The organism is Mucilaginibacter sp. OK283, assembly GCF_900110415.1.
In the GTDB taxonomy this organism is placed as follows: domain Bacteria; phylum Bacteroidota; class Bacteroidia; order Sphingobacteriales; family Sphingobacteriaceae; genus Mucilaginibacter.
In genome coordinates, this window is record NZ_FODR01000003.1 from 590,415 (window position 1) to 613,455 (window position 23,041).

Here is a 23,041-nt window from a genome sequence, read left to right on the forward strand (position 1 = left end):
ATAAGCTCATTCCATTATCTATTTTGATGCTTTTGCCCTGCTTTTATCCCTTTAATTACAACTTTATCTTACTTTTATACTACCTTAGTATACCGGCTTGCTAAAGGGCCAGGTTCCCGATTTCGAAGATTTCAACTAATTTTTAATGCGCGTAAAACTTTATATTGTCGTTTCAGCATTGTTTTTTGCTTACACCAACAATTTTGCACAAAACAGCCAATACCAGTTTTCGCGGCTCAATATAAGTAACGGACTATCTCACAACCAGGTTAATTGCATATTTAAAGACCCCAAGGGCTTCATGTGGTTCGGTACGGCTTCGGGCCTTAACCGTTATGACGGTTATACTTTTAAAGTATTTAAGCACGATGTAAATAACAAATACTCCATTAATGATGATTATGTAACTAATATTTGTGAAGGGCCTGGAAAAAAATTATGGATAACAACCCGGGCCGGATATTCCTTTTATGACCCCGAAACGGAGCAGTTTAACAATGAGGTATGGTCAGTAGTCTATCCCTTCAAACTTCCGGGGTATCCGATAGTTTCCAAAACACTTCACAATGGGAATGGCGACTTCTGGTTTTTATGCCCCGATTCGGGCCTTTACAGGTATAATGAGCTGAAAAAAACTGCCACGCGTTATTATCATCACCAAAATTCCAGCCCATCATTATATTCAAATTTCGTTACAGACATTGTGCAGGATGCAAGCGGCAATATATGGCTTGCATATAACGATGGTGAAGTAGAGCTATTTGACATAAAACGCAATGCAATTACGTATCATACCGATATTTTTAGAAAGGCAGCTAATAATAAGGGTAGAAATTACTCAATAACTATTGACAGTGACGGCGATCTTTGGGTATTTAACCCAAATATAGACTCCCGCGCCTATTATTACAGCCCCCGGACGGGACGGTTCCGGCAGATTGCAAAAGAATCGTCAGAGACACCACTTACATCGAACATCATTACAAATATTATCCAGGCCGACGACGGACTCATGTGGATCTCCACTGATCATGGCGGGATAAACATATTGGATAAAAAAAGTGGCAAAATCACTTATTTATTGAACAGGGAAGATGATGCAAAATCATTGGCACAAAACACTGCATCTGTTTACAAGGACAATACAGGCATTATGTGGGCCCGTACTCTTAGGGAAGGAGTAAGTTATTATCATAAAAATATTATCAGGTTCCCGTTATACAGACACTTTGCCTCAGATTCCCGGAGTGTTACTTTTGAAGATGTTAACAAATTTGTTGAGGATAAAAACGGTAATTTATGGATTGGGACCAATGGAGGCGGTTTAATTTATTTTGATCGCAAAACAGGCAAGTTTATCCAGTATAAGCACGATCCGGGAGCCCCGAATAGCCTTAGCAGTGATATTATTGTAAGCTTATGTATCGACCATGATCAGCAACTATGGATCGGTACGTATTTTGGCGGGCTGGACCATTTTGACGGAAAAAAATTTATTCACTACAAACATAATGACAAGGTTCCCACAAGCATTGCCGATGACCGGGTGTGGAATATCCTGGAAGATTCATCAAACCGGTTATGGATAGGCACTTTTGATAACGGTTTGGAAATTTTTGACCGCTCGAAAAATATATTTTATCATCCGTTCGGCCAAACCGAAATCAGGTGCCCGTATACAGCCGCTTTGTTTGAGGATAAGCGGGGAGACATTTGGGTGGCGGGATATTTTGGGATAGATAAAATATTAAAAAATGGACATGGCGTTATACATTATAATAAAAAGAACAACGACCCTAACAGTTTGATTGGCGATAACATCAATAGTATCACTCAGGATAGCCGCGGCCTGATGTGGATAGCAACAAGGGACGGACTGAGCATATTGAACCCTGAAACCAACCGTTTTATTTCGCTGACGAAAAAGGATGGGTTGCCCGACAATCAGGTTTTGAATGTATTGGAGGATAACAGGGGGGCCATGTGGCTAAGTACATCAAAGGGGCTTGGCCGGATAACACTGCAACCTGGCAATGGAACCTATAAGTTTGAATTTGAAAACTTTGATGAAACAGATGGCCTGCAGGGCAGAGAGTTCAGCATAAATGCAGCCTTAAAAACCAATAAAGGGGAATTGGTATTTGGCGGCTCGCATGGCTTTAATATTTTCGACCCACTGAGTATACATCCGAATATAGATGAGCCTAAATTAATTTTCACCGGTTTTCAGCTATTCAACAAAAGTATAGCAGCCAATGAAATAGTTGATGGCCATATCATATTATCTAAAGCCATCTCGGCCACGCAAGAGATAACGCTGAATCACAGCGAAAATGTGTTTACGATTGAATTTGCCGCCTTAAATTTCTTTAACCCCAATAAAATAACGCACCAGTATATGATGGAAGGTTTTGATAAAGGGTGGCTTACCGCAGACAATGCTACCCGGAAAGCTACCTATACCAACCTTGATGCGGGCAATTATACTTTTAATGTAAGGGCTATTGGCCAGGAGGGAAAATGGAAACCCATACATATAAAATTAAAAATTAAGGTATTGCCCCCGTTCTGGAAATCTACTTTAGCTTACGTCATTTACCTGTTCCTGATAGCCGGAACGCTTCTTTTTATACGCCGGCGCGGAATACAAAAAATAAGAAGGGAATTTATAGCCGAAAAAGAAAAACAGGAAGCAAAGCTGTTAATTGAACAGGAACGGCAGGAGGTTAAGCGTATGCTGGAGCTTGATCAGTTGAAAACTAAATTTTTAACCAATGTAAGTCATGAGTTCAGGACTCCATTATCATTAATTATGGCACCTGTTGATAAAATGCTTATTGATGCCGATAAAGAGCGGGGCGAGCAATTGAATATGATAAGGCGAAACGCTAAAAGGTTGTTAAACCTTGTAAACCAACTGCTTGATTTTCGGAAGATGGAAGTGCAGGAACTGAGGTTACATGCCCGGAGCGGCGATATCGTGAGCTTTATTAAGGATATGTCTTATTCCTTCTCAGACATTGCCGAAAAAAAACATATCGGGTTTGTGTTCGACTCGGAAATTGAAAACCTGGTGATCAATTTTGACCACGATAAAATAGAACGTATCATATTTAACCTCCTTTCCAACGCATTTAAATTTACACCCGAAGGCGGGCACGTTAGTGTATTATTATCAACCAAACAAACACCCGGGCAGCAAATGCTCGAAATAAAGGTTATTGATACAGGCATAGGTATTCCCACCGATAAAAAGGATAAAATTTTTGAACGTTTTTTTCAAAACGATATTCCCGGATCTATGGTTAACCAGGGTAGCGGTATTGGCCTGTCAATAACAAAGGAATTTGTAAAGCTGCATAATGGTGAAATATATGTAGAAAGCGAACCCGGGCAGGGAAGTTATTTTACCATTTTACTGCCTGTGCACCTAACGGCCGAGGCAGAAGGACAATGGCCCGATGACGGGCTTAGCCTGGCAGAACTTTCAGGGACCGACGAACAAGCCTTGCAACAACCCGGGGCTGTTGCTGCTGCTAAAAAACTGACTGTTTTACTGGTTGAAGATAATGAGGACTTCCGGTTTTATTTAAAAGACAACTTAAACGATTTTTTTCATATTGTTGAGGCCGCAAACGGCAAGGAAGGCTGGCAAAAAACGCTGGCCCTGCACCCCAACCTGGTAGTTAGCGATATAAGTATGCCCGAAATGAATGGGATAGACCTTTGCCGCAAAATACGTAACGACAAACGGACATCGCACATACCGGTTGTTTTACTTACCGCTATAACCGGCGAAGAGCAACAGTTAAAGGGCCTCGAAACTGGCGCCAATGATTACCTCACCAAACCTTTCAACTTCGAGATACTGCTATCCAAACTGAAAAACATACTGGCCATACAGCAGGATATGCGCAAAACCTATCAAAAGCAGCTTGACGCCAAGCCAACAGACGTGGTGCCCGAGTCGTTCGATGAGGCTTTTATTAAAAAAGCCTTATTGATTATCGAAAAAAATATTGATAATGCCGATTTCTCCGTAGAAGAACTCAGTAGCGAATTATGTGTGAGCCGTGTTACGCTATATAAAAGGGCGCTCACCTTAACCGGAAAGTCTCCGGTTGAATTGGTCAGGTCTATCCGTTTAAAGCGTGCCGCGCAGTTGCTTGAGAACTCGCAGTTAACCATATCCCAGATATCATACAAGGTAGGCTTTAAAAGCCAGAAGTATTTTGTGCGATCCTTTAAAGCTGAATTCAATTGTCTTCCGTCGGCGTATCAGCAAAAAAGTAGGCAACAGGCTGATAAAGCCTGATAATTGCGGCGCATAGCCCTCAATTTCTCCTCTCTTTTGGCCCATTTTGTTAATCTTCCTGCCGGTATTTTTCTGATTTTTTACCATTAAATCAATATTTTTTATATTAACTATCTGAAAATAAGTTAGTTAAAATGATTTAACATTTGTGCCCCTATTTTTAAACAATCGATTGCGCCACCCCTTGTAGTTTTAACCTATACAAAGCGGTATAAATTCAACATAGCTGCCGCAGGCCTGTCATTATGTAATGATGCAGGCACATAACCAATTTTAATAATAACCTGATTAAACTGAGCATTATGCCAAAACGTGTACTTATTAGCGCCTGTTATTTGCCTGTCTGGCAGTTACCAAAAATCGTTCGGGAGCCATCAGTAATACCCCACATACATCGGGCAGCGTAGGCTGTTGCAACAATAACGGGCTTTTTACATGAATTATCTTATTTGATCTGAGTGTTAGCAGTGTGCCATTCGGCCATTGCACGCAGGTAATAAATTCAATTTAACAATAAATACGATGGGAGGAAAACAATGCAGGGAAGCTAACCAATAACCAAATAAACAAACCAATTATCAATTAATTATGAACCCCAATTAACATGGAAAAAAATTTACGAAAAAGATTAAGACATGGTGCATTGCTGCTAATGGCTATGCTGTTGCTAAGCCTCACGGGCTATGCGCAAACCATAAAAATTACAGGTAAAATTACCAGCGCCGATAATACCGGACCATTGCCCGGTGTAACCGTTAAAGTAAAGAATGCAGCAACCGGCACTTTATCTGGTGTTGATGGCAGCTATGCCATTAATGCAAAACCCGGCGATGTGCTGGTATTTAGTTTTTTAAGCTTTACTACCCAGCAAATATTTGTAGGCTCATCTTCGGTTATCAACGTAGTGCTTAAACCATCAACCAACGATTTGAACGAGGTTGTGGTAATTGGCTATGGCACCAAAAGGCGAAGCGACCTTACCGGATCTATATCGTCAATTACATCGGCCGATCTTCTTAAAACCCAGCCAACAACCTTTGATCAGGCCATGCAGGGCAAGGTTGCAGGTGTTGTAATACAGCAGGTATCTGGCCAGCCGGGTGGTGATGTAAACGTGCAGATCCGCGGTTTGGGCGGTTTCTTAGGCGCGCCGCCATTATACGTTATCGATGGTGTGCAAATACCGCCCAACGGACAGTCGGCTATACCGGGCAACGGTACCAATCCGCTATCCAGCATAAACCCTTCGGATATTGCCTCTATCGATGTGTTAAAAGATGCTTCGGCCACAGCTATTTATGGTTCACAGGCATCCAATGGTGTTATTATTATTACCACAAAAAAGGGAGCCTCCGGGCCGCCGCTTATCAGCTATGATGGTTACCAGGGCTGGCAAAAATTACCCAAGTATTATGATGCAATGGATTTGCGGCAATACGCCACTTTCATGAATGAAAAGAGCGACATCATCGGTTACGATAAACGGCCGCAGTTTGCCAATCCGCAATACCTGGGGGTAGGTACCAACTGGCAAAAAGCCCTGTACCGTACAGCGCCAATGCTAAACCATAATATAGCTATCAGCGGCGGTGATGACCGGACAAAATATTATTTATCGGGTACCTATTTTTCACAGCAGGGGATTGCGCTGGGCTCTGATTTTAAAAGAACTTCTATAAAGGCAAACATCGATAACAAAACCACCAACTGGTTAAAGGTTGGCGTAAACCTGAATATGGCGCACGTGGCCGAAAATGTGGCTACTTCCAATACCGGGGTAATTTTACAGGCCCTTAACCAAACCCCGGATGTAAATGTAGTAAACCCCGATGGCACATGGGGCGGCAATGATCCTAACATTTATGGCGCAACCGGTACCAATCCCTTTGCGATAGCTACTATTGTAAAGGATTTTAAAAGCCGTTACCAATTAATGGGTAATGCTTATGCCGAAATACAATTTACCCGTGAACTTACCCTGCGCAATGAAGTAGCCGGAAACTTTGACTTTGCCACTGAGGATTATTTCAATCCATCGTATGTTATGGGTGCTTACTCCAAAACCACCAATAGCGGCACGGCAACAAGCGCGCAAAATTTTTACAATTCAATCTCCAATTATTTAACTTACCAGCATACGTTTGCCAAAAAATACTATGTTAACGTAGTGGCGGGCCACGAAGCCCAATTGCTCAAAAGCAGCGGTGTTTCGGGTACGCGCACCAATTTTGCAAGTAATAACGTGCAAACGATAAGCAGCGGCGATGCAACAACCGCTACCAATACCGGTGTAAAAGGGCAGGGATCTTTAGAAGCCTATTTTGGCCGGGCCAACTTTACCTATGATGACCGGTATTTGTTAACGGCTACGGTACGTCATGACGGCTCATCAAAATTTGCCGAAGCACACCGGTGGAATACTACTTACTCTGGCGCGCTGGCATGGAAGATAAACCACGAGAGCTTTCTTAAAGGTGTAAGGGCTATTAATGATCTTAAACTTAGGGTTGGTTATGGCCTGGTAAACAATCAAAATATCGCCGAATATGCTTATGGTTCAACATTAAGCACAATCCCCACCGGCTTGTCGGGCAACTCGCAGATAACCAGCACAACGGGTAATCCTGATATCAAGTGGGAAACTACAAGATCGTACAACGTTGGTCTGGATGCGTCTGTGCTAAACGGGCGGATAGGATTTTCTGTCGACGCGTACTACCGCAAAACAAATAACCTGTTACTAAGCCTTACCATGCCTTACTACTCCGGCACATTCGCTTCGGGCGGATTTTCGCCGGGAGCAGTGCAGGCGCCTTACGTAAATATAGGCGCGGTGGGCAACCGGGGATTTGAGTTTACATTGTCGACCCAAAACGTGAGATCAAAAAACTTTAACTGGAACACCAATATTAACTTTTCCAGGAATGTGAACAAAGTACTCGCTTTGGTTGATGGTACCCCCGCAATAAACGGCTCAGTAACCAAAACTGTAGTTGGCCGGTCAATCGGCGAGTTTTACGGTTACCAGGTATTGGGCATTTACAAAAACGCCGCCGACTTTACTAAATATCCGGCGCTATCCCAAAACGGAGGCGGCTCCATACCTATAACTCCCGGATCGGGCGGTGTTTGGGTAGGTGATGTTATTTTTAAGGATATTAATGGCGACGGGATAATTGACGCCCGTGACCAAACCTTTTTAGGATCGCCTTTACCCAAGTTCCAGTTCGGGATCAATAACGGCATTAACTATAAAAATTTCGACCTGAATGTTTTTATGGTGGGCAATTACGGCAATAAAGTTTATAACCAGATAAAGGTAAACGGCGAGAATCCTAACCAAAATTTTGGCTATTTCCCTTCTGTGCTCAACTATGCCAAGATCGGGCTGATTGACCCGACCGGCTCTGCATCGGATATTAACAACGTATATATCACAAACCCATCTACCAATATTATGCGGATAAGCCAGAGCAGTGGTAACGACAATCAGCGTTTTTCTGACAAATACATCGAAAATGGGTCGTTTTTAAAATGTAAAAGTATCGCCTTGGGGTACAGCTTTTCAAACAACATTTTAAATAAGATCAAACTACGGTCATTACGGGTGTATGTTAACGTTACCAATGTTTTCACCATTACCAAATATAGTGGCTATGACCCGGAAATTGGTTCCTGGAACCCTTTAGCTGCAGGTATTGATAACGGATATTATGCTCAGCCGCGTGTTTACACAGTTGGTCTTAACGTATCGCTAAATAATTAAAATTCAAGATGATGAAACTCATAAAAATAAATATGGTACTGCTGTTTATCGTCATGATAAGCAGCTGTAAAAAGGATTACCTTAACAGGCCGCCTTTAACCGGCATAACCAAAGATAACTTTTATAAAAGTGGCTCGGATTTAAGATTGGCTACTGCGGCGCTTTATGCCCAGCCCTGGGCTAACTGGAACAATTTTCCATTGCTTGGTGTTGGCGATATCATGAGCGGCAATATGTTGCAGCCTTATAACGCCGATCTGGTTCAGTTTACTACCTTTTCTATTACAAGTCAAAACTCTTATATCACCCAGTCATGGCAGTCTTTTTACGATATAGTTGCCCATTGCAACATCAATATAAAGGCCATTAACACCAGCCTTCCGGATAGTGTGGCTGCAAGCAGTAAAAAAGGCGCGCTTGGCGAGTTGAAGTTTATAAGGGCAACGTCTTATTTCTTTATCGCCCAATTATGGGGTGCTGTGCCAATTATTGAAGATAATGATAAGCTGATAGCAAATCCGCTGGTGCCCCGTCATAAGCTTACCGACGTTTATAAATTCATTATAAATGATTTAAGATATGCTGCAGCTAATTTGCCAAGAGCAGATCAGCCAGGACGCGTAACTACATGGTCGGCACAGGGCTTGCTGGCAAAGGTATATTTAACCAGGGCAGGTTTAGGCCAAAACGGCACCCGCAAACAATCTGACCTTGATAGTGCCGCGTATTACGCCGGCAATGTTTGCAACACCAGTGGTTTAACGTTGTTACCAAGCTATTACAACCTTTTCAGGACCCAGTATAATGATAACCCCGAATCATTATTTGCTTTTCAATGGGCGCCAGGTGTAGGCTATGGGCAAGGTAACGCTATACAGGCTCAATTTGCCCCCAGCGGCAGCCTGGTTACCGGCGGCGGTGGCTGGGGCGGCGCCATTGGCCCAACCCTTGATTTGGCTAACGAGTACAGCATGGATGACTCCGTGCGCCGCAAAGCCACATATATGCTTACCGGCGATAAATATCCTGAGCTTAACGCCGCAAATGGCGGGTATACCGCTACGGGTGTAAATGTTAAAAAACACATTGTTGGTACTGCTGCAGATAATAATTCGCCTACTATGGACCTATGGTCGTCCATCGAGCATAACACCGTTTTACGCCTGGCCGATGTATACCTGGTATATGCCGAAGCCTTGTTAGGCAACAACGCTTCTACTGCTAACCAGCAGGCGCTACAATATTTTAATGCTGTACGCAGCAGGGCCGGGGTAAGCACGGTTACGAGTATTACGCCAGATATGATCTGGAAAGAACGGCGGATTGAACTGGCATTTGAAGGCCAGTACTGGTTTGATTTAGTTCGTTTATCTTACTATAAACCGCAGGCAGCCATTAATTCTCTTAACGGTCAAAAAAGGCAACAGTTTACCTACAGTCAAGCTACAGGCGTAAAAACGCCGTCGCCTAACGGATTGATCATCACCCCGGCCACAGTTGCAACATTTACGCTGCCTATACCGGCAAATGATCAAACCGCCGATCCCAAGCTGCTGGAGGAACCTGTAGCTTATTATTAACAGTATTCTTGATCATTGATATAATTTAAACATCATGAAAAAATTAATTTATCATATTAAAGGCTGCCTGGTGCTTGCCTTGCTTGCCGCGGTGGTTGTTATGCAGCCGGGCTGTAAAAAGGATGCTTCACCATCAAAAGGCACCCCGGTAATTACCGCTATACGCAATTATGTAGCCCATCCCGGTGATTCGCTTTTAAGCAGCGTAGGCACGGGCCAGTGGGTTGTAATTTCAGGTAAAAATTTAAAAGGTGCGCTCGCTATTAATTTTGACGGGGTAAAAGGCTCTTTTAACGATGCCTGGTTTTCAGATACCAGTGCAATCGTCTTAATCCCGGCGGTTATCGCGTTCCCTTCGGTACCTTCAGATAAGCTGAATACTATTCAGTACGTTACCAACCATGGGCAAACTACGTTTTCGTTCCCTATTGTTGCACCAGCGCCTACAATTACCGGCGTTTCTAATGAAGATGCCAACCCTGGCGACTCGGTTAAAATCAACGGCCTAAGCTTTTTCTTTATAAAAAGCGTTACCTATGCCGGGATTAATATTACCAGTTATAAATCATCAAATGATGGTACCAGTATCAGCCTGGCAGTACCTGCGGGTGTTACGCAAACAGGCGGTATTGTAAGTGTTACAACAAAATCAGGTTCGGCCACCTCTGTTTATAAGGTGCATGACTTTGTAACAGGCGTGTTGAATAATTATGATAATGTAAATAACTTTTCATGGGGATCGGGCACGTCTAACAGCTCTGCAGCCTATCCTGGTAATAATGGCTATTATGGGCTATTGCAATCAACTAACATTCCCGCGGGAGACGGATCCTGGTGGAATGGCGGGCGGTCCATCAATACAAATGGGGCGCAGTGGGTACCTAAAGCCAGCTTAAAGGATACAGTGGACCATTATGCTTTAAAGTTTGAAGTATCTGTAACTACGCCATGGTCGGCCGGTGCTATCCAGATTGTTAAAGATTACTCCTGGACATATTCGGCCATTTATCGCCCCTGGAAGAATGCCAACGGTTCAACAACGCAGTTTACTACAAAGGGCTGGCAAACGGTAACCATACCACTATCAGAGTTCAGAACAAATAATGGTACGGGAATCCCAGCCGCCAGCCTGACGGAGTTGCTTGGGGCCGAGGGGGCGGGTGCTATCAATGTTACATTTATTAACGACGGCACAACTACCATCAAAACTTCTGAGATAGCTGTTGACAATATCAGGGTAGTAAGAATAAAATAAGAAGAGAGTTTTAGTTGAATATAAGTGGATGCCTGGGGCCTTTACCGAGAGGTCCCGGCATTTTTTTAGGCCTCATCGGCTCAGCACTTTCTCAGACGGGTGTCGTCCTTATTTGTTTGGTCATAAATAGTCTGAAAAGTGCGCAAAATGTGTGGTTCTGCTAAAAGGGCTTAAATATTATAAAAATGAAAACATTGAATTTTTTAAGAGTATTATTTTTTGTTGCGATTGCTTCTTTTTTTTCCTGTAAAAAGGCGAATAATCCAGCCGCAGAATTAACAGTTAATCAGTCCGTAATTACATTTACGCCCGAAGGCGGAACGCAGGACTTTTCTGTTGCAAGCAATGCCACATGGAACATCAGCAATCCGGGTTCTTCGTGGCTGCAATTGAATACAACATCTGGTAACAGCGGCAGTACTGTCATTCATGTAACAACGCTGTCGCAAAATGCCACAGGGCTAACACGCTCCATCGTTTTAGAAGTTAGTTCGTCTAATGGCCAGTCAAGAAGGGTAACGGTGTCGCAGGCAACCACTATCTATCCAACTTATAATACCTCGCCAAAAGCAGCTGACGCAACGGGAATGAGCAGTAATGCTGTTCAGTTGGCCGCTAAAATAAAATTAGGATGGAATATCGGTAATACCCTGGAAGCTTCTGGTGGCGAAACAGGCTGGGGCAATCCGCTTATCACCGAAGATTATGTAAAATTTGTAAAACAGCAGGGCTTTAACGCTATACGCCTTCCATGTGCCTGGAACATGGGCCATCTAAGTAACCAGGCAACTGCACAAATAGACGCCAACTGGCTTAACAGGGTGAAAGAAGTGGTGGGGTATTGCGTAAAAAATGATATGTATGTCTTACTCAATATACATTGGGATGGCGGCTGGCTTGAAAATAACATTACCAAGGTAAAGCAAGATTCTGTTAACGCTAAACAAAAGGCACTATGGGAACAAATTGCAACGGCCATGCGCGATTTTGACGAACACCTGATGTTTGCCAGCGCCAATGAGCCGGCTGCAGATGATGCCGCGGCAACAGCAATACTTTCTACCTATCATCAAACCTTTATTAACGCAGTCAGATCAACCGGCGGTAAAAACGCTTATCGGATATTGGTGCTTCAGGGCCCTTCTACCAACATGGAAAAAACAAGTGATTATATGACATCCCTTCCGCAGGACCAGGCGGCAGCCCGGTTGATGGTTGAGGTGCATTATTACTCGCCGTTTCAATTCTGCTGCCTGCTGGACAATGATGCCAGCTGGGGTAAAATGTTTTATTATTGGGGTGCGGGGCACCATTCAACTATCGAACCTGAACGAAATGCCACCTGGGGCGAAGAAAGTGATGTTGATGCCTCTTTCAATAGAATGAAGACAAAATTTGTCGACAAGGGAATTCCCGTCCTTTTAGGGGAGTATGGCGCCTACAGGCGTGACAATAGCGCGCATGTTCCTTTAGATCTGCCAACGCACGAGGGCGCAGTAGATTATTGGAATACCTATGTTACGAAGCAAGCGAAATCCAACGGCATGCTGCCATTTTTTTGGGATACAGGCGGCGCTTTAGACAGACGAAATTATACAGTAAAAGATCAGCGTACTATTGTTGCCATCAAGGCAGGCGCCAATTAAATGAATGCCTGTGGCTTTTACCAAAAGGCCCGGGCATTTTTTACACCACACCGGTTTTATTTATCAGCATAACCAATGCAGGCTGGTAGTTTACAATAGAAAGTTTAAGGGAAATTGATAAGAAAAAAATTCCCGACGGTGCAGGGTGGAGCCATCAAATTATTCAAAGCTTACTGCCAGTTCGGGATGGAAAAAATAATCACATGTTAATATAGCAGCAACAGCGCTCTTGGTAATTATCTCCACATTATCTGTAGCAACAATATTCATGGTAAAGCAATATCGCGGGGGTTAAAAGCATCTGCTGTCGAATCACAGCTGCAGATAAATAGCACCGACAAGAAGAAAAGAAATAACATTTTATGAAATATACCATTGCCTGTTTTATGGCATTTTTCGTGGCCGGCGGAGTTTCGGCACAAAACAAAAGCGAGGTTGCACTTAAAGGGAAGATCAACAGCATCGTCAGTAAAATGACATTGAAAGAAAAAATAGACATGCTTCACGGCAACGCGTTATTTTCTTCGGCAGGCGTAAGCCGTTTAGGTATTCCGGAGCTTACCTGCGATGACGGCCCCCTGGGTGTACGTGAAGAAATAAAACGCTTTGACTGGGCATCGGCTAACTGGACAACCGATTCTGCCACGTTTTTACCAAATGGTTCGGCAATTGCAGCCACCTGGAACCCCATAATGGCCAACCGGTACGGTGTGGTTATAGGCGAGGAAGCCAATGCCCGTAAAAAGATTGTAATGCTTGCACCTGCATTCAATATTTGCAGAATGCCCCTATGCGGCCGCACCTATGAATATTATTCGGAAGATCCTTATTTAAACAGCCAATTGGCTGTTCAATCAGTAAAAGGGATTCAAAGCCAGCATGTAGCAGCCTGTATAAAACATTTTGCTGCCAATAACCAGGAACTTAACCGCGATAGCGTAAACACCATAGTCGATGAAAGGGCTTTACGCGAAATTTATTTCCCGGCATTTAAAGCAGCCGTACAGCAGGGTAATGCCTACACCATTATGTCGGCCTACAATAAGCTGAACGGCTATTGGTGTTCCGAGAATGATTTTTTATTAAATAAAGTGCTAAAAAACGAATGGGGCTTTAAAGGATTGGTCATGTCAGATTGGTCGGGGACGCATCATACCGTTGCAGCGGCCAACAACGGGCTGGATATTGAAATGGGATCAAGCGGACCGTATGATCAGTGGTATTTTGCCCAACCCTTACTAAAAGCTGTTAAGGAAGGCCAGGTTCCGGTAAAAACAATTGATGATAAAGTGCGCAGGATTTTGTGGGTAATGTACCACACCTCCATGAGTACTAACCATCCTAAAGGGTCTATCGCTACACCGGCGCATGCCAAAGCCGCCTATGATATTGCCTCGGAATCCATCGTGTTGTTAAAAAACGACAACCATTTGTTGCCTTTAAAAACGGGTAACATTAAAAGTATTGCTGTCATCGGCGATAATGCTACCCGCACATTTGCTTTAGGCGGTTATGGGGCCGGCGTAAAAGCGCAACACGAGATAACAGCATTAGACGGTATAAAATCAAGGTTTGGTAAAACGGCCGGTATCAGCTTTGCCCAGGGCTACAAAGCAAACTACCTGGCAAGTAATAGTGATGAACAAAACCGCGGTTATGACCAACCCGATCAAAAACTGATTGATGAGGCAGTAGCGCTTGCGAAAGTTAGCGATGTAGCCATTTTATGCATCGGTTCCAATCGTGAATATGAAAGTGAAGCCCATGACCGTAAAAACCTGGAACTGCCTTTTGGCGAGCAGGCCTTGGTTAACGCGGTTACCGCAGCCAACCCCAATACTATTATTGTAATCATGGCCGGCGCTCCGTATAATCTGAATGAAATCAAAAAATCCAACCATGCAGTTGTTTGGTCGTGGTTTAACGGTTCAGAGGCCGGTAATGCACTGGCCGATGTATTAAAAGGTGTTGTAAACCCGTCAGGCAAATTGCCATTTACTTTTCCGGTATCGTTAAAAGATTCCCCTGCTTTCGCTTTAAATACTTATCCGGGTAAAGACGCTACGGCCGAATATAAAGAGGGTATACTGGTTGGGTACCGCTGGTACGACACCAAGAAAATTCAACCGCAGTTTCCATTTGGTTATGGGCTTTCCTATACTGAATTTTCTGTCAGCAAACTTTCTACAGATAAATCAAGCTACGGGAAAAATGAAACCATCCGTGCAAAATTTACCATCAAAAATACAGGCAACCGTTATGGCGCCGAAGTTGCGCAATTGTATGTAAGCGACCCGGTTTGTTCGGTTCTGCGTCCTGAAAAAGAGCTTAAAGGTTTTAAAAAGATATTTTTAAAGCCCCGTGAAACAAAAACCGTCGAACTGGATGTAAAGGTTGGCGATCTGGCTTTTTATGACGAAACAAAAAAAGGATGGAATGCAGAAGCCGGAGAATACATCCTTCAGTTAGGTAATTCGTCGCGTAACATCATCCAGAAAGTGAAAGTATCGGTTAAATAAATATTGGATGGGGTCACAACTAAGTGTCTTATTCTATAATTCAAAAACACGCTCATTTTTATGAAAGTGATATTGATGACCTTTTTTTGTTTTGGCCGGCACCGTTTTTAGTCTTGCTCAAAATCAAGGGTGGTATTGAACGAAAATAATTATTTTATCGCAAATGATCCGGAATGCGTCACTATCTTCAATAATAATTGTAGCCATAGCGTTGTCCCATACGCCGGCACCTGGCGTAGCCAGGCATCCATCGCTTGATCCAATCAAGCGATTTTAACCGTCGGCTATAATTTCAAAACCAGGCGTGCAGCACCACCACCAAAGAGGCTTATAATTTAATGGAAGGCCCTGCTGCGCACAAACAATTGGAGAACCCCGAAAGCACCTACAACCGGCTATTACATCATTCAAACTCCGTTTACCTCTTCAAGCGAGCCATTGGGAAATGTGCCAGGTAAGGCGCCAATAAATTGAGCGGAACGATGAGCTCCTATTGGCTACAGGAAACAGTGATCAGGCTTTTTTAACGAATTCTGATTTTAGCGCCATCGCGCCGAAACCCTCGATCTTACAGTCGATATTGTGATCGCTGTCTACCAAACGAATGTTTTTGACCTTCGTGCCGGCTTTGATAGTTTGGGAGGTACCTTTTACAGGGAGGTTTTTAATTGTCACCACCGTATCGCCATCCTGCAGCGTATTACCGTTACTGTCTCTTACTACAAAGGATTCCTCAACTGGAAGCTCTCCCGAAGAACTCCACTCATGCCCGCATTCGGGACATACGAGTAAGCTCTCTTGTTCATAAGTATAAGGGGATTGGCAGATCGGACAAGGTGCAAGTTCAGTCATAGCTATTCAATATATTGAAAGCCCAAAGGTAACAATTAACGCCCAAACATTTACTGGTAATGAACAGGCAAAGGACGAAACCATCCAGGAGGCGGATACGCTCCTGACCATACCGAATGCTTTTGAGTGGAACGCAAATGTTCATGCGCTGTCGGCTATTTTAGAATACATTGACCCGGGTCGGTTGGTGATAAGCCGGTTAAAGGGAAATACCTGTCAACCGGGCACAATTGACCAGCAGTTCATCCTGCCTGCCGGCATCATCCGCCGAACGGTTATAAGGTGCCTGTTTTTGGTGGTGAAAGTATTGCCCGCTGACCAGTGCGCCTGGTTCATTGCTTGCAGCCAGCCAAACCTGCGTTTGATAGCCTTGTTCCAGGTCATCAGGTGCACCTGCACCGCCCATCCTGGTGGGTACCCAGCCCGGATCGACGGCATTGGCCTTCAACCCCGGCCATTTTCTGGCCAACGCTTTGGCTAACATGAGCACATGCAGTTTGGTATCGGCATAGGAAGGCTTAGCTGTCCATTCCGGGTGACCTGATAAATGCATTCCTGAACTTAAATAAATCAGCCGTTCAGGCTTGTGCATCAAAGCAGTTAATATATACGGTGCCAGCGTATTTACATGTAACAATTGTTGTGCACTGGTTTGGTAAATGCCTGCGTTATGAATTACCGCATCAAAAGTCCCCAATGCATTAGCGTTTTCGGCCAATGTCTTCATGGCCTCCATATCTGCTAAGTCTGCTATAAGTATATCAATAGCGCCGGGCAAGTTTTCCAGCGCCTCTTGCCCTCTTTTTTCATTACGGGCATGCAGCACCACTTCATGTCCCTGTTTTACTAATTCCCTGGCCGCCAGCTGGCCCAAACCATCCGCGGAACCTGTGATAAATATCTTTGCCATTGTATTTGACAACAAAGCTAAATTATCTTTGTTGCGATGAAAAGGCCAATGCCTTTTTTCTGGATTTATTAAACCTACTACAGCTATTTTGAGGGCGAGATGGTCCCCGTCTTCCGCAAGGTCAATAAAAACCGCAATATAATGAGGTCTGTATTGCCACCTGGCGGGAAGATCATGCCAGTTTAAAAACGGAAATTCCTGCGGTAGCTGATAGGTTTTTGAAGTCAACTAAATCCAACTCCAGGATACCCGTGAAGGGTTTGAAGAAGCGGCAGGGTGGTTGTGAATTAATCTCCAGCCGCGACAAACAACCCTGCCAAGCTGCCCGGCTTACCTGTATACGCGCGGAACGCTTTTTATCAATAGGGCGTTAGGCGAGTAACCAAACTGATTTTTAAAAGCATAAGAGAAATGCGACAGGTTTTCAAAGCCTGCTTCCATATATACATCGCTGGCTTTGCGCTGCTTTTCCGATAACTGGTAATGCGCCAGCTCCAGCCTTTTTTTGGTGAGCCAGTTTTGCGGTGTGGCATTGAATGACTTCTTAAAATCCCGACGGAAAGTGGCCAGGCTACGCCCGGTCAGGTAGGCAAATCTATCCAAGGTCATATTGAACATATAATGCCGCTCCATAAAATCCGTCAGGTTTATTTTACCAGGCGGTTCGAAGTCAGCCAGTAAACCGTCGACATTTTTATCCACCGATCTTAATATTCGAATGGCTTCTTCAATTTTCAGCTCAGCTATATCCGGCGGCAGATTTTCACCCAAGTCAAAATAAGGGATCAGGGATGCCAGGCAGCTTTCCAACAAGGGATGTTTTGAAAAACTATAGATTTTTTTAAAAGGCTCCGCTCTGCCGACCGCCTGATGCCTGGCGTAAAAATCCTTTAACCGCTCCTGGGTCAGGTGCATCGCTACCGCCGCGTGTGATCGCCCGTCCTTTGGATAATTAATAACAGTAGCCAACTGGTTACGGGGTATTAAAAAAATATCACCGGCATTAAACACTTGCGTTGCGTCAGCTTGTATGATCTTTGTTTCGCCGGATAAGAACCAAACCAGGATATGGTGCTCAAACATCACTTCGGTTTTAAAGAGTTTACCTTTAAATTCCGAAAGCTTAATGTCAGCCGTAATATATTTGGTTTCAAATGTCATACTTAAGTGTAAATCTACAAATTAAAAAAACGTCACTTAACCGGAAACCGTACCGCGGTCATTTCTTCCGTCAATGTCCACAACTTTTGCGCGTTTTCCGCATCAACGGAATAGGGCTGCACCCCTCTCAGGGATGAAGGGTCATTATAATGATGTTCAATATTTCCTTTATCCAGCTCGGCTACATCTGAATTTTCACAATAAACGCCGCCAATGCCGTTCAATTGCGGGCTGGTAGCGCACCAAACCGATGTGGCGGCCCCTTGAGCAACATTTTTTAGTTTGGCCGCTACATCAGGAAATAGATTTCCATTTTGATCATGGGTACCCATTTGCTGAAATAAAGTGACCGGCGCAACACGCGCAAGGTCGGTACCGATCACAGCACCGGGGTGCACGGAAAAGGCCCTGACATTAAATTCTTTCCCGCGATAGTCAAGTTCTACGGCGAAAAGGTTATTGGCCGTTTTGGATTGCCCGTAACCCTGTAAAGTTTCGTACGGGCGATGAATAAAATTGGGGTCTTCGAAATTGAACGGAGCTATCTGATGCCCGAAGGAAGACACATTTATCACGCGCGCGCCATTGGCTTCCTTTAAAGCTGGCCAAAGTTCCGCGGTAAGCTGAAAATGGCCGAAATGATTGGTAGATAATTGTGATTCATTTCCATCCTTATCGCGCAGCAGCGGCACCCACATAATACCGGCATTATTGATAAGGATATGAAGGGCATCATTCGCTGCCATGAACCGCCCGGCAAAGGCCGTTATAGATTTAGCATCCATCAGGTCCATTTGTTCGATGGTTACATTATTCATACCTGCTAAATTGTTTGCGGCCTTATTACTATCGCGGGCCGGTATAATTACTTTAGCGCCGGCCGCCACAAGGGTTTTCACCGTTTCAAGCCCTATACCTGCGTAGCCACCGGTAACAATGGCCGTTTTACCATTCAAATCAATTCCTTTGATAACATCCCGGGCGGTGGAGGCAATGCCAAACCCGGAATGAAGGGATTGCTGCAGGGCTCCGTTGTAATTGTCGTTTAATTTCATTTTCGCTGTTTTTATAAGACAAAAGTAGCTGTCCATGCATCAGCCTGTTTTGTTTAAAGCGTCAAATTACTTTGTTCAAAACGTCAATTATATCTTGACTTTTCGTCAACACATTTTTTTGCATTGTGCTTAAATTTGAATGTTAAAGATTTTTATATTCCTTTTCTACCGCAGGCAATCGGCTACCTGCTGGCTTTTTTTGAAAAAGTTTGCCACACAAAGCCGGCCGGCTGCTCCGCAGATAATCAGTCATCAGCGTGAAGGATTGACCTCACTTGAATTGCTAAGCGTAAAAGCTCCGCGAAACTATTGGGAGCATCTGATAAGAGCAGCAGTTAGTTATCTCGCCAAATTTCGTTTGTTATTGCGGCAAGGTTATAAGCAAGACTTATTGACGACTGATCTTTTTCGGGTGGTAGATGAAGGTTTAAAATTAACACCAGGTAAAAATTCCAGGCATTGCTTCGGGCACTTTGGCTATTCCCCAGGCTGTGCCGCCCGAAAGTTTTAGTCGACCGGTACCAATGCCAGAGGTTTTCCCCTATACGCCTTATACATCACAGATTTATGCAGAGGATTGCACCGGATGCAATCTTTTTGCAGAAGTGTGCCCGGTTATCGTTAATACTGATAACGACAGGAAAGCCATCAACTTCGGCAAAAAGACAAATCACACTGAAATAAGGGATAATATTAGCTTTTTTGAGCAAATCCCGATAAATGAGTGCTCCTCTGTAGATTTTTCGTCGGTGCGACGGGGACAATTTCTCGAATCATTGTTTGAATTTTCTGGAGCAAAGTTCCTGTTGTAGGAAACTGTCCCCGGTTATTCCGGTTCCTGATCAGCCTCTGCAAGTAGGCTCGGCTTTAAAGCAACCAACGTGACCAGGATCATACCCGATACTGACCGTCATCATGTTCTTTACCACTGGTTTAGTCGTTATTTGACTTTATGATTTACATCTTTTATTAATTATTGAAGTTATGAAAACAGATATTCAAATTCAAAAAGACGTGATGGATGAACTGAAATGGCAGCCATTTTTAAATTCATCAGAAATTGGCGTTGCCGTTAAGAACGGCATAGTGACCCTGTCAGGGACCTTGGATTCCTACGCCAAAAAGTTAGATGCCGAAAGAGCGGCAAAAAAAGTAGCCGGTGTTAAGGCGATAGCCGAAGATATCCGGATTGGCGTATCGCCCGGCGCCGGTAAAACAGATGCGGAGATTGCCGAGGCGGTTTTTAACACCCTTAAATGGCATTCTGCCGTGCCGGAAGAAAAAATTAAAATAAAGGTAGAAGATGGCATCGTAACGATGGAAGGTGAGCTGGAGTGGGAATATCAGCGGGTGAATGCCAAAACGGCCATTCAATCTCTTTCTGGCGTGCGTTCGGTAATTAACCTGATCACGATTAAACCGAAGTTAAACGCATTTGACATGGAACAAAAAATCATGGCTGCCTTTCGCAGAAACGCCACTGTTGATGCCAGCAAAGTAAACGTTAGCACAATTGGCAACAAGGTTGTTTTGACGGGTAAAGTGCGCTCATTTGCCGAAAGCGAAGATGCGGAAGACGTAGCCTGGGCGGCACCCGGCGTTTATCACGTTGAAAACAAACTGACCGTTGAAGAGCCTGAATATGCATTTTAATTCACCATTAAATTAAAGATCATGAAACGATTTAAAATAGCACTTATACTGGCAACGCTCTTAACCGGCGCTGCCGTGCGGTCATTCGCACAAGTTATCCTCCCCGAAGTGAAGATTATCGCATCAACTTATAAATATCTGAATGCAACTGATAACCGCGAGATGGCGCAACCTGTGAGGATGCTGGAGTTTAAGGCGGCGGCTTACGATGTGAAAAAGTCGGAATTTTATGACGATGATTATGACGGATATTATATATCTTTTTTTATCCCCGATGGAAAGATTCTGGCTGCCTACGATAAAAATGGCAAACTGCTGCGCACCGCGGAAAAATTCAAGAACACCAAGCTGCCCGCTGCAGTAAAGGACGCCGTTACCCAACGGTTCCCTAACTGGCATATTTCGGAGGACGTTTACCAGGTTCATTATTTTGACCAGAAAGAGAAAGCAGATAAAACCTTTAAGCTGCTGCTGCAAAACGGCGATAAGCGCATGAAAGTAAAATTGAATGGAGAAGGAAAATTCATTTAACCCTTAACGGAAACCAAACAATCAAACAGCTTTCGTGAACAACGTTCGCGAAAGCTGCCTCTTAAATATAGAAGATATGAAAAAGATCATGATCGCACTCGGCGCAGAAAAAACAGAGCAGCAAAGTACCGCCTTTGCATGTTACCTGGCACGGCTAACCGGCTCCCGGCTAACAGGAGTTTTCCTGGAAGATTTACCCACAGAAGATGTTCCAGGGGTAAAATTTGCCTACGGCAGCGTGTTTGTGGAAACCATTGACACGGGCAACGTACCTGAAACAGAATTTAAGGGCCGGGCTGTTGCCGAAAATATTAGCGCATTTAAAAGGTACTGCGAAGAACAGGGTGTTGACTGCCAGATACACCGCGATCAGGGTGTTCCTGATGCGGAACTGATAGGCGAGAGCCGATATGCAGACATTATTATTACCCCGCCTGGATTGTTTGCATCCTCGCCGCTTGAGGTGCCTGCCGGTTTAGTAAAGGAGTTGCTGGCGAAGTCTGAATGCCCGGTTATGATCGCTCCGCACCATGCCGAACCGGTCAATAAGATCCTGTTCGCCTATGACGGAAATGCGTCATCGGTATTTGCGATTAAGCAATTCACTTATTTATTCCCCGAATTAAAAGACGCCGAAATCACCGTATTGCAAGCGAACAAGGATGCCGTATTCAGCGGGGATCAGAAAGAAAAACTGTACGAATACCTGAAAGAACATTATCACCGTATCGATTTTAAAGACCTTCGCGGTAAACCGGAAGATGAGCTGTTTGATTATACACTGCGGCAGCGTAGTGCCTGCCTGGTCATGGGTGCCTTTGGCCGCAATTGGTTATCAAGGTTGTTTAAAGCCAGTACGGCCGACCTGCTGATCAAGATCAACAACCTGCCGGTTTTTATTGCCCATCCTATGGTTTAATAAAATTAAGTAACACACATCTGCATTAATTCCAAAATCATGAAAAAAATAAGCGCAGTATTTGATGGATTAAAATTCGCGGATAGTACGCTGGCTTACGCTATAAAACTGGCCGAAAGCAGCAGGGCGCTTCTCTCTGGTGTATTCCTGGAGTCATTGCTGTATAACAGTTACCGGCTGGATGACCTCATCGGGAGCAGCGGGCTGTCTGAAGTGAAAATTAAACATCTTTTGGAAAAGGATAAAGCTACCCGGGATAAATCGGTCGGTATCTTTGAACAGGCCTGCAAAAAAACACATATCAGCTATGCTATACATCGCGATCAAGGTTTTTCTTTACAGGAAGTACTTAAAGAAAGTATTTATAGCGACCTGCTGCTAATTAACGTAGAAGAAACGTTCAGCCATGTGCGTGTCCAGCCTCCTACACATTTTATCCGGGAGCTGCTTGCAGCAACGCAATGCCCGGTCTTTATTACACCCCGGGATTACCAGGAGATTGAAAAAGTAGTGCTGCTTTATGATGGCAAGCCGCCGGCTGTATATGCAATAAAGATGTTCAACTATATGATGCCCTGGCTGCGCGGTAAACCAATTGAAGTAGTTTCGGTAGCCGATGACGGCGATGTGGCCGAACTTCCTGATGAAGCTTTGGTTAAGGAATTTATTGCCTGTCATTATCCGGCGGCAAGCTATGCCTTGTTGAACGGTAACCCTGAGGAAGAGCTGACCACCTTTCTTAAAAGCCGTAATAAACATACCCTTGTTGTGTTAGGGGCCTATCAGCGCGGAGGTGTTTCCCGCTGGTTTAAATCCAGTATGGCCGACAAACTTATAAAAGATATAGAAGCGCCCTTGTTTATAGCTCACCACTAACCC

At 44.1% G+C, this 23,041-nt stretch carries 15 protein-coding genes; 10 read left to right on the plus strand and 5 right to left on the minus strand.

Annotated features, from left to right (window positions below):
* The first annotated feature begins 145 nt into the window (after window positions 1–145).
* The 6 genes from BMX56_RS10655 to BMX56_RS10680 all read left to right on the plus strand — a co-directional run bounded on the left by BMX56_RS10655 (window position 146) and on the right by BMX56_RS10680 (window position 15,081).
* Window positions 146–4,315 carry a hybrid sensor histidine kinase/response regulator transcription factor gene (locus tag BMX56_RS10655; RefSeq protein ID WP_090645909.1) on the plus strand — a complete coding sequence of 1,390 codons (4,170 nt, stop codon included), beginning with the start codon at window positions 146–148 and terminating at the stop codon, window positions 4,313–4,315.
* A gap of 604 nt (window positions 4,316–4,919) precedes the next feature.
* Window positions 4,920–8,081 carry a SusC/RagA family TonB-linked outer membrane protein gene (locus BMX56_RS10660; RefSeq protein ID WP_090645914.1) on the plus strand — a complete coding sequence of 1,054 codons (3,162 nt, stop codon included), beginning with the start codon at window positions 4,920–4,922 and terminating at the stop codon, window positions 8,079–8,081.
* Window positions 8,082–8,089: 8 nt separating this feature from the next.
* Window positions 8,090–9,661 carry a RagB/SusD family nutrient uptake outer membrane protein gene (locus tag BMX56_RS10665; RefSeq protein WP_218152400.1) on the plus strand — a complete coding sequence of 524 codons (1,572 nt, stop codon included), beginning with the start codon at window positions 8,090–8,092 and terminating at the stop codon, window positions 9,659–9,661.
* A 34-nt stretch (window positions 9,662–9,695) separates the two neighbouring features.
* The gene (locus BMX56_RS10670; RefSeq protein ID WP_090645922.1) at window positions 9,696–10,916 is read left to right on the plus strand and encodes a glycan-binding surface protein; all 1,221 of its coding nucleotides are present in this window, start codon (window positions 9,696–9,698) and stop codon (window positions 10,914–10,916) included.
* Window positions 10,917–11,101: 185 nt separating this feature from the next.
* Complete coding sequence (locus BMX56_RS10675) at window positions 11,102–12,562, plus strand: cellulase family glycosylhydrolase (RefSeq protein ID WP_090645926.1); 1,461 nt, start codon at window positions 11,102–11,104, stop codon at window positions 12,560–12,562.
* A gap of 362 nt (window positions 12,563–12,924) precedes the next feature.
* Window positions 12,925–15,081: a glycoside hydrolase family 3 C-terminal domain-containing protein gene (locus BMX56_RS10680; RefSeq protein WP_090645931.1), complete on the plus strand. Its 2,157-nt coding sequence runs from the start codon at window positions 12,925–12,927 to the stop codon at window positions 15,079–15,081.
* A 123-nt stretch (window positions 15,082–15,204) separates the two neighbouring features.
* Here BMX56_RS10680 and BMX56_RS30135 read toward each other — a convergent pair whose 3' ends face one another.
* From BMX56_RS30135 to BMX56_RS10700, 5 genes are all read right to left on the minus strand, one after another.
* A complete protein-coding gene (locus BMX56_RS30135) occupies window positions 15,205–15,348 on the minus strand; it encodes a hypothetical protein (RefSeq protein ID WP_177183772.1) in 144 nt (47 codons plus the stop codon).
* 246 nt (window positions 15,349–15,594) lie between these two features.
* Window positions 15,595–15,933, minus strand: a complete 339-nt coding sequence (locus tag BMX56_RS10685; RefSeq protein ID WP_090645935.1) for a zinc ribbon domain-containing protein YjdM — start codon at window positions 15,931–15,933, stop codon at window positions 15,595–15,597.
* Between the two features lie 199 nt (window positions 15,934–16,132).
* The gene (locus tag BMX56_RS10690; RefSeq protein WP_090646231.1) at window positions 16,133–16,843 is read right to left on the minus strand and encodes an SDR family NAD(P)-dependent oxidoreductase; all 711 of its coding nucleotides are present in this window, start codon (window positions 16,841–16,843) and stop codon (window positions 16,133–16,135) included.
* A 330-nt stretch (window positions 16,844–17,173) separates the two neighbouring features.
* On the minus strand, window positions 17,174–18,004 hold the full coding sequence (locus BMX56_RS10695) for a helix-turn-helix domain-containing protein (RefSeq protein WP_090645939.1): 831 nt from the start codon (window positions 18,002–18,004) through the stop codon (window positions 17,174–17,176).
* Window positions 18,005–18,036: 32 nt separating this feature from the next.
* Entirely contained in the window at window positions 18,037–19,059 is a 1,023-nt protein-coding gene (locus BMX56_RS10700; protein WP_090645943.1) for an SDR family NAD(P)-dependent oxidoreductase, read from the minus strand.
* Window positions 19,060–20,043: 984 nt separating this feature from the next.
* On the opposite strand from BMX56_RS10700, the gene BMX56_RS10710 reads away from it, so the two are divergent.
* From BMX56_RS10710 to BMX56_RS10725, 4 genes are all read left to right on the plus strand, one after another.
* Window positions 20,044–20,712 carry a BON domain-containing protein gene (locus BMX56_RS10710; protein ID WP_090645950.1) on the plus strand — a complete coding sequence of 223 codons (669 nt, stop codon included), beginning with the start codon at window positions 20,044–20,046 and terminating at the stop codon, window positions 20,710–20,712.
* Window positions 20,713–20,733: 21 nt separating this feature from the next.
* Window positions 20,734–21,243 (plus strand): nicotinate-nucleotide adenylyltransferase, encoded by a 510-nt coding sequence (locus BMX56_RS10715; protein WP_090645954.1) that lies wholly within the window; start codon window positions 20,734–20,736, stop codon window positions 21,241–21,243.
* Window positions 21,244–21,319: 76 nt separating this feature from the next.
* Complete coding sequence (locus tag BMX56_RS10720; protein WP_143065425.1) at window positions 21,320–22,162, plus strand: universal stress protein; 843 nt, start codon at window positions 21,320–21,322, stop codon at window positions 22,160–22,162.
* Between the two features lie 39 nt (window positions 22,163–22,201).
* The gene (locus BMX56_RS10725; protein ID WP_090645962.1) at window positions 22,202–23,038 is read left to right on the plus strand and encodes a universal stress protein; all 837 of its coding nucleotides are present in this window, start codon (window positions 22,202–22,204) and stop codon (window positions 23,036–23,038) included.
* Window positions 23,039–23,041: the final 3 nt, after the last annotated feature.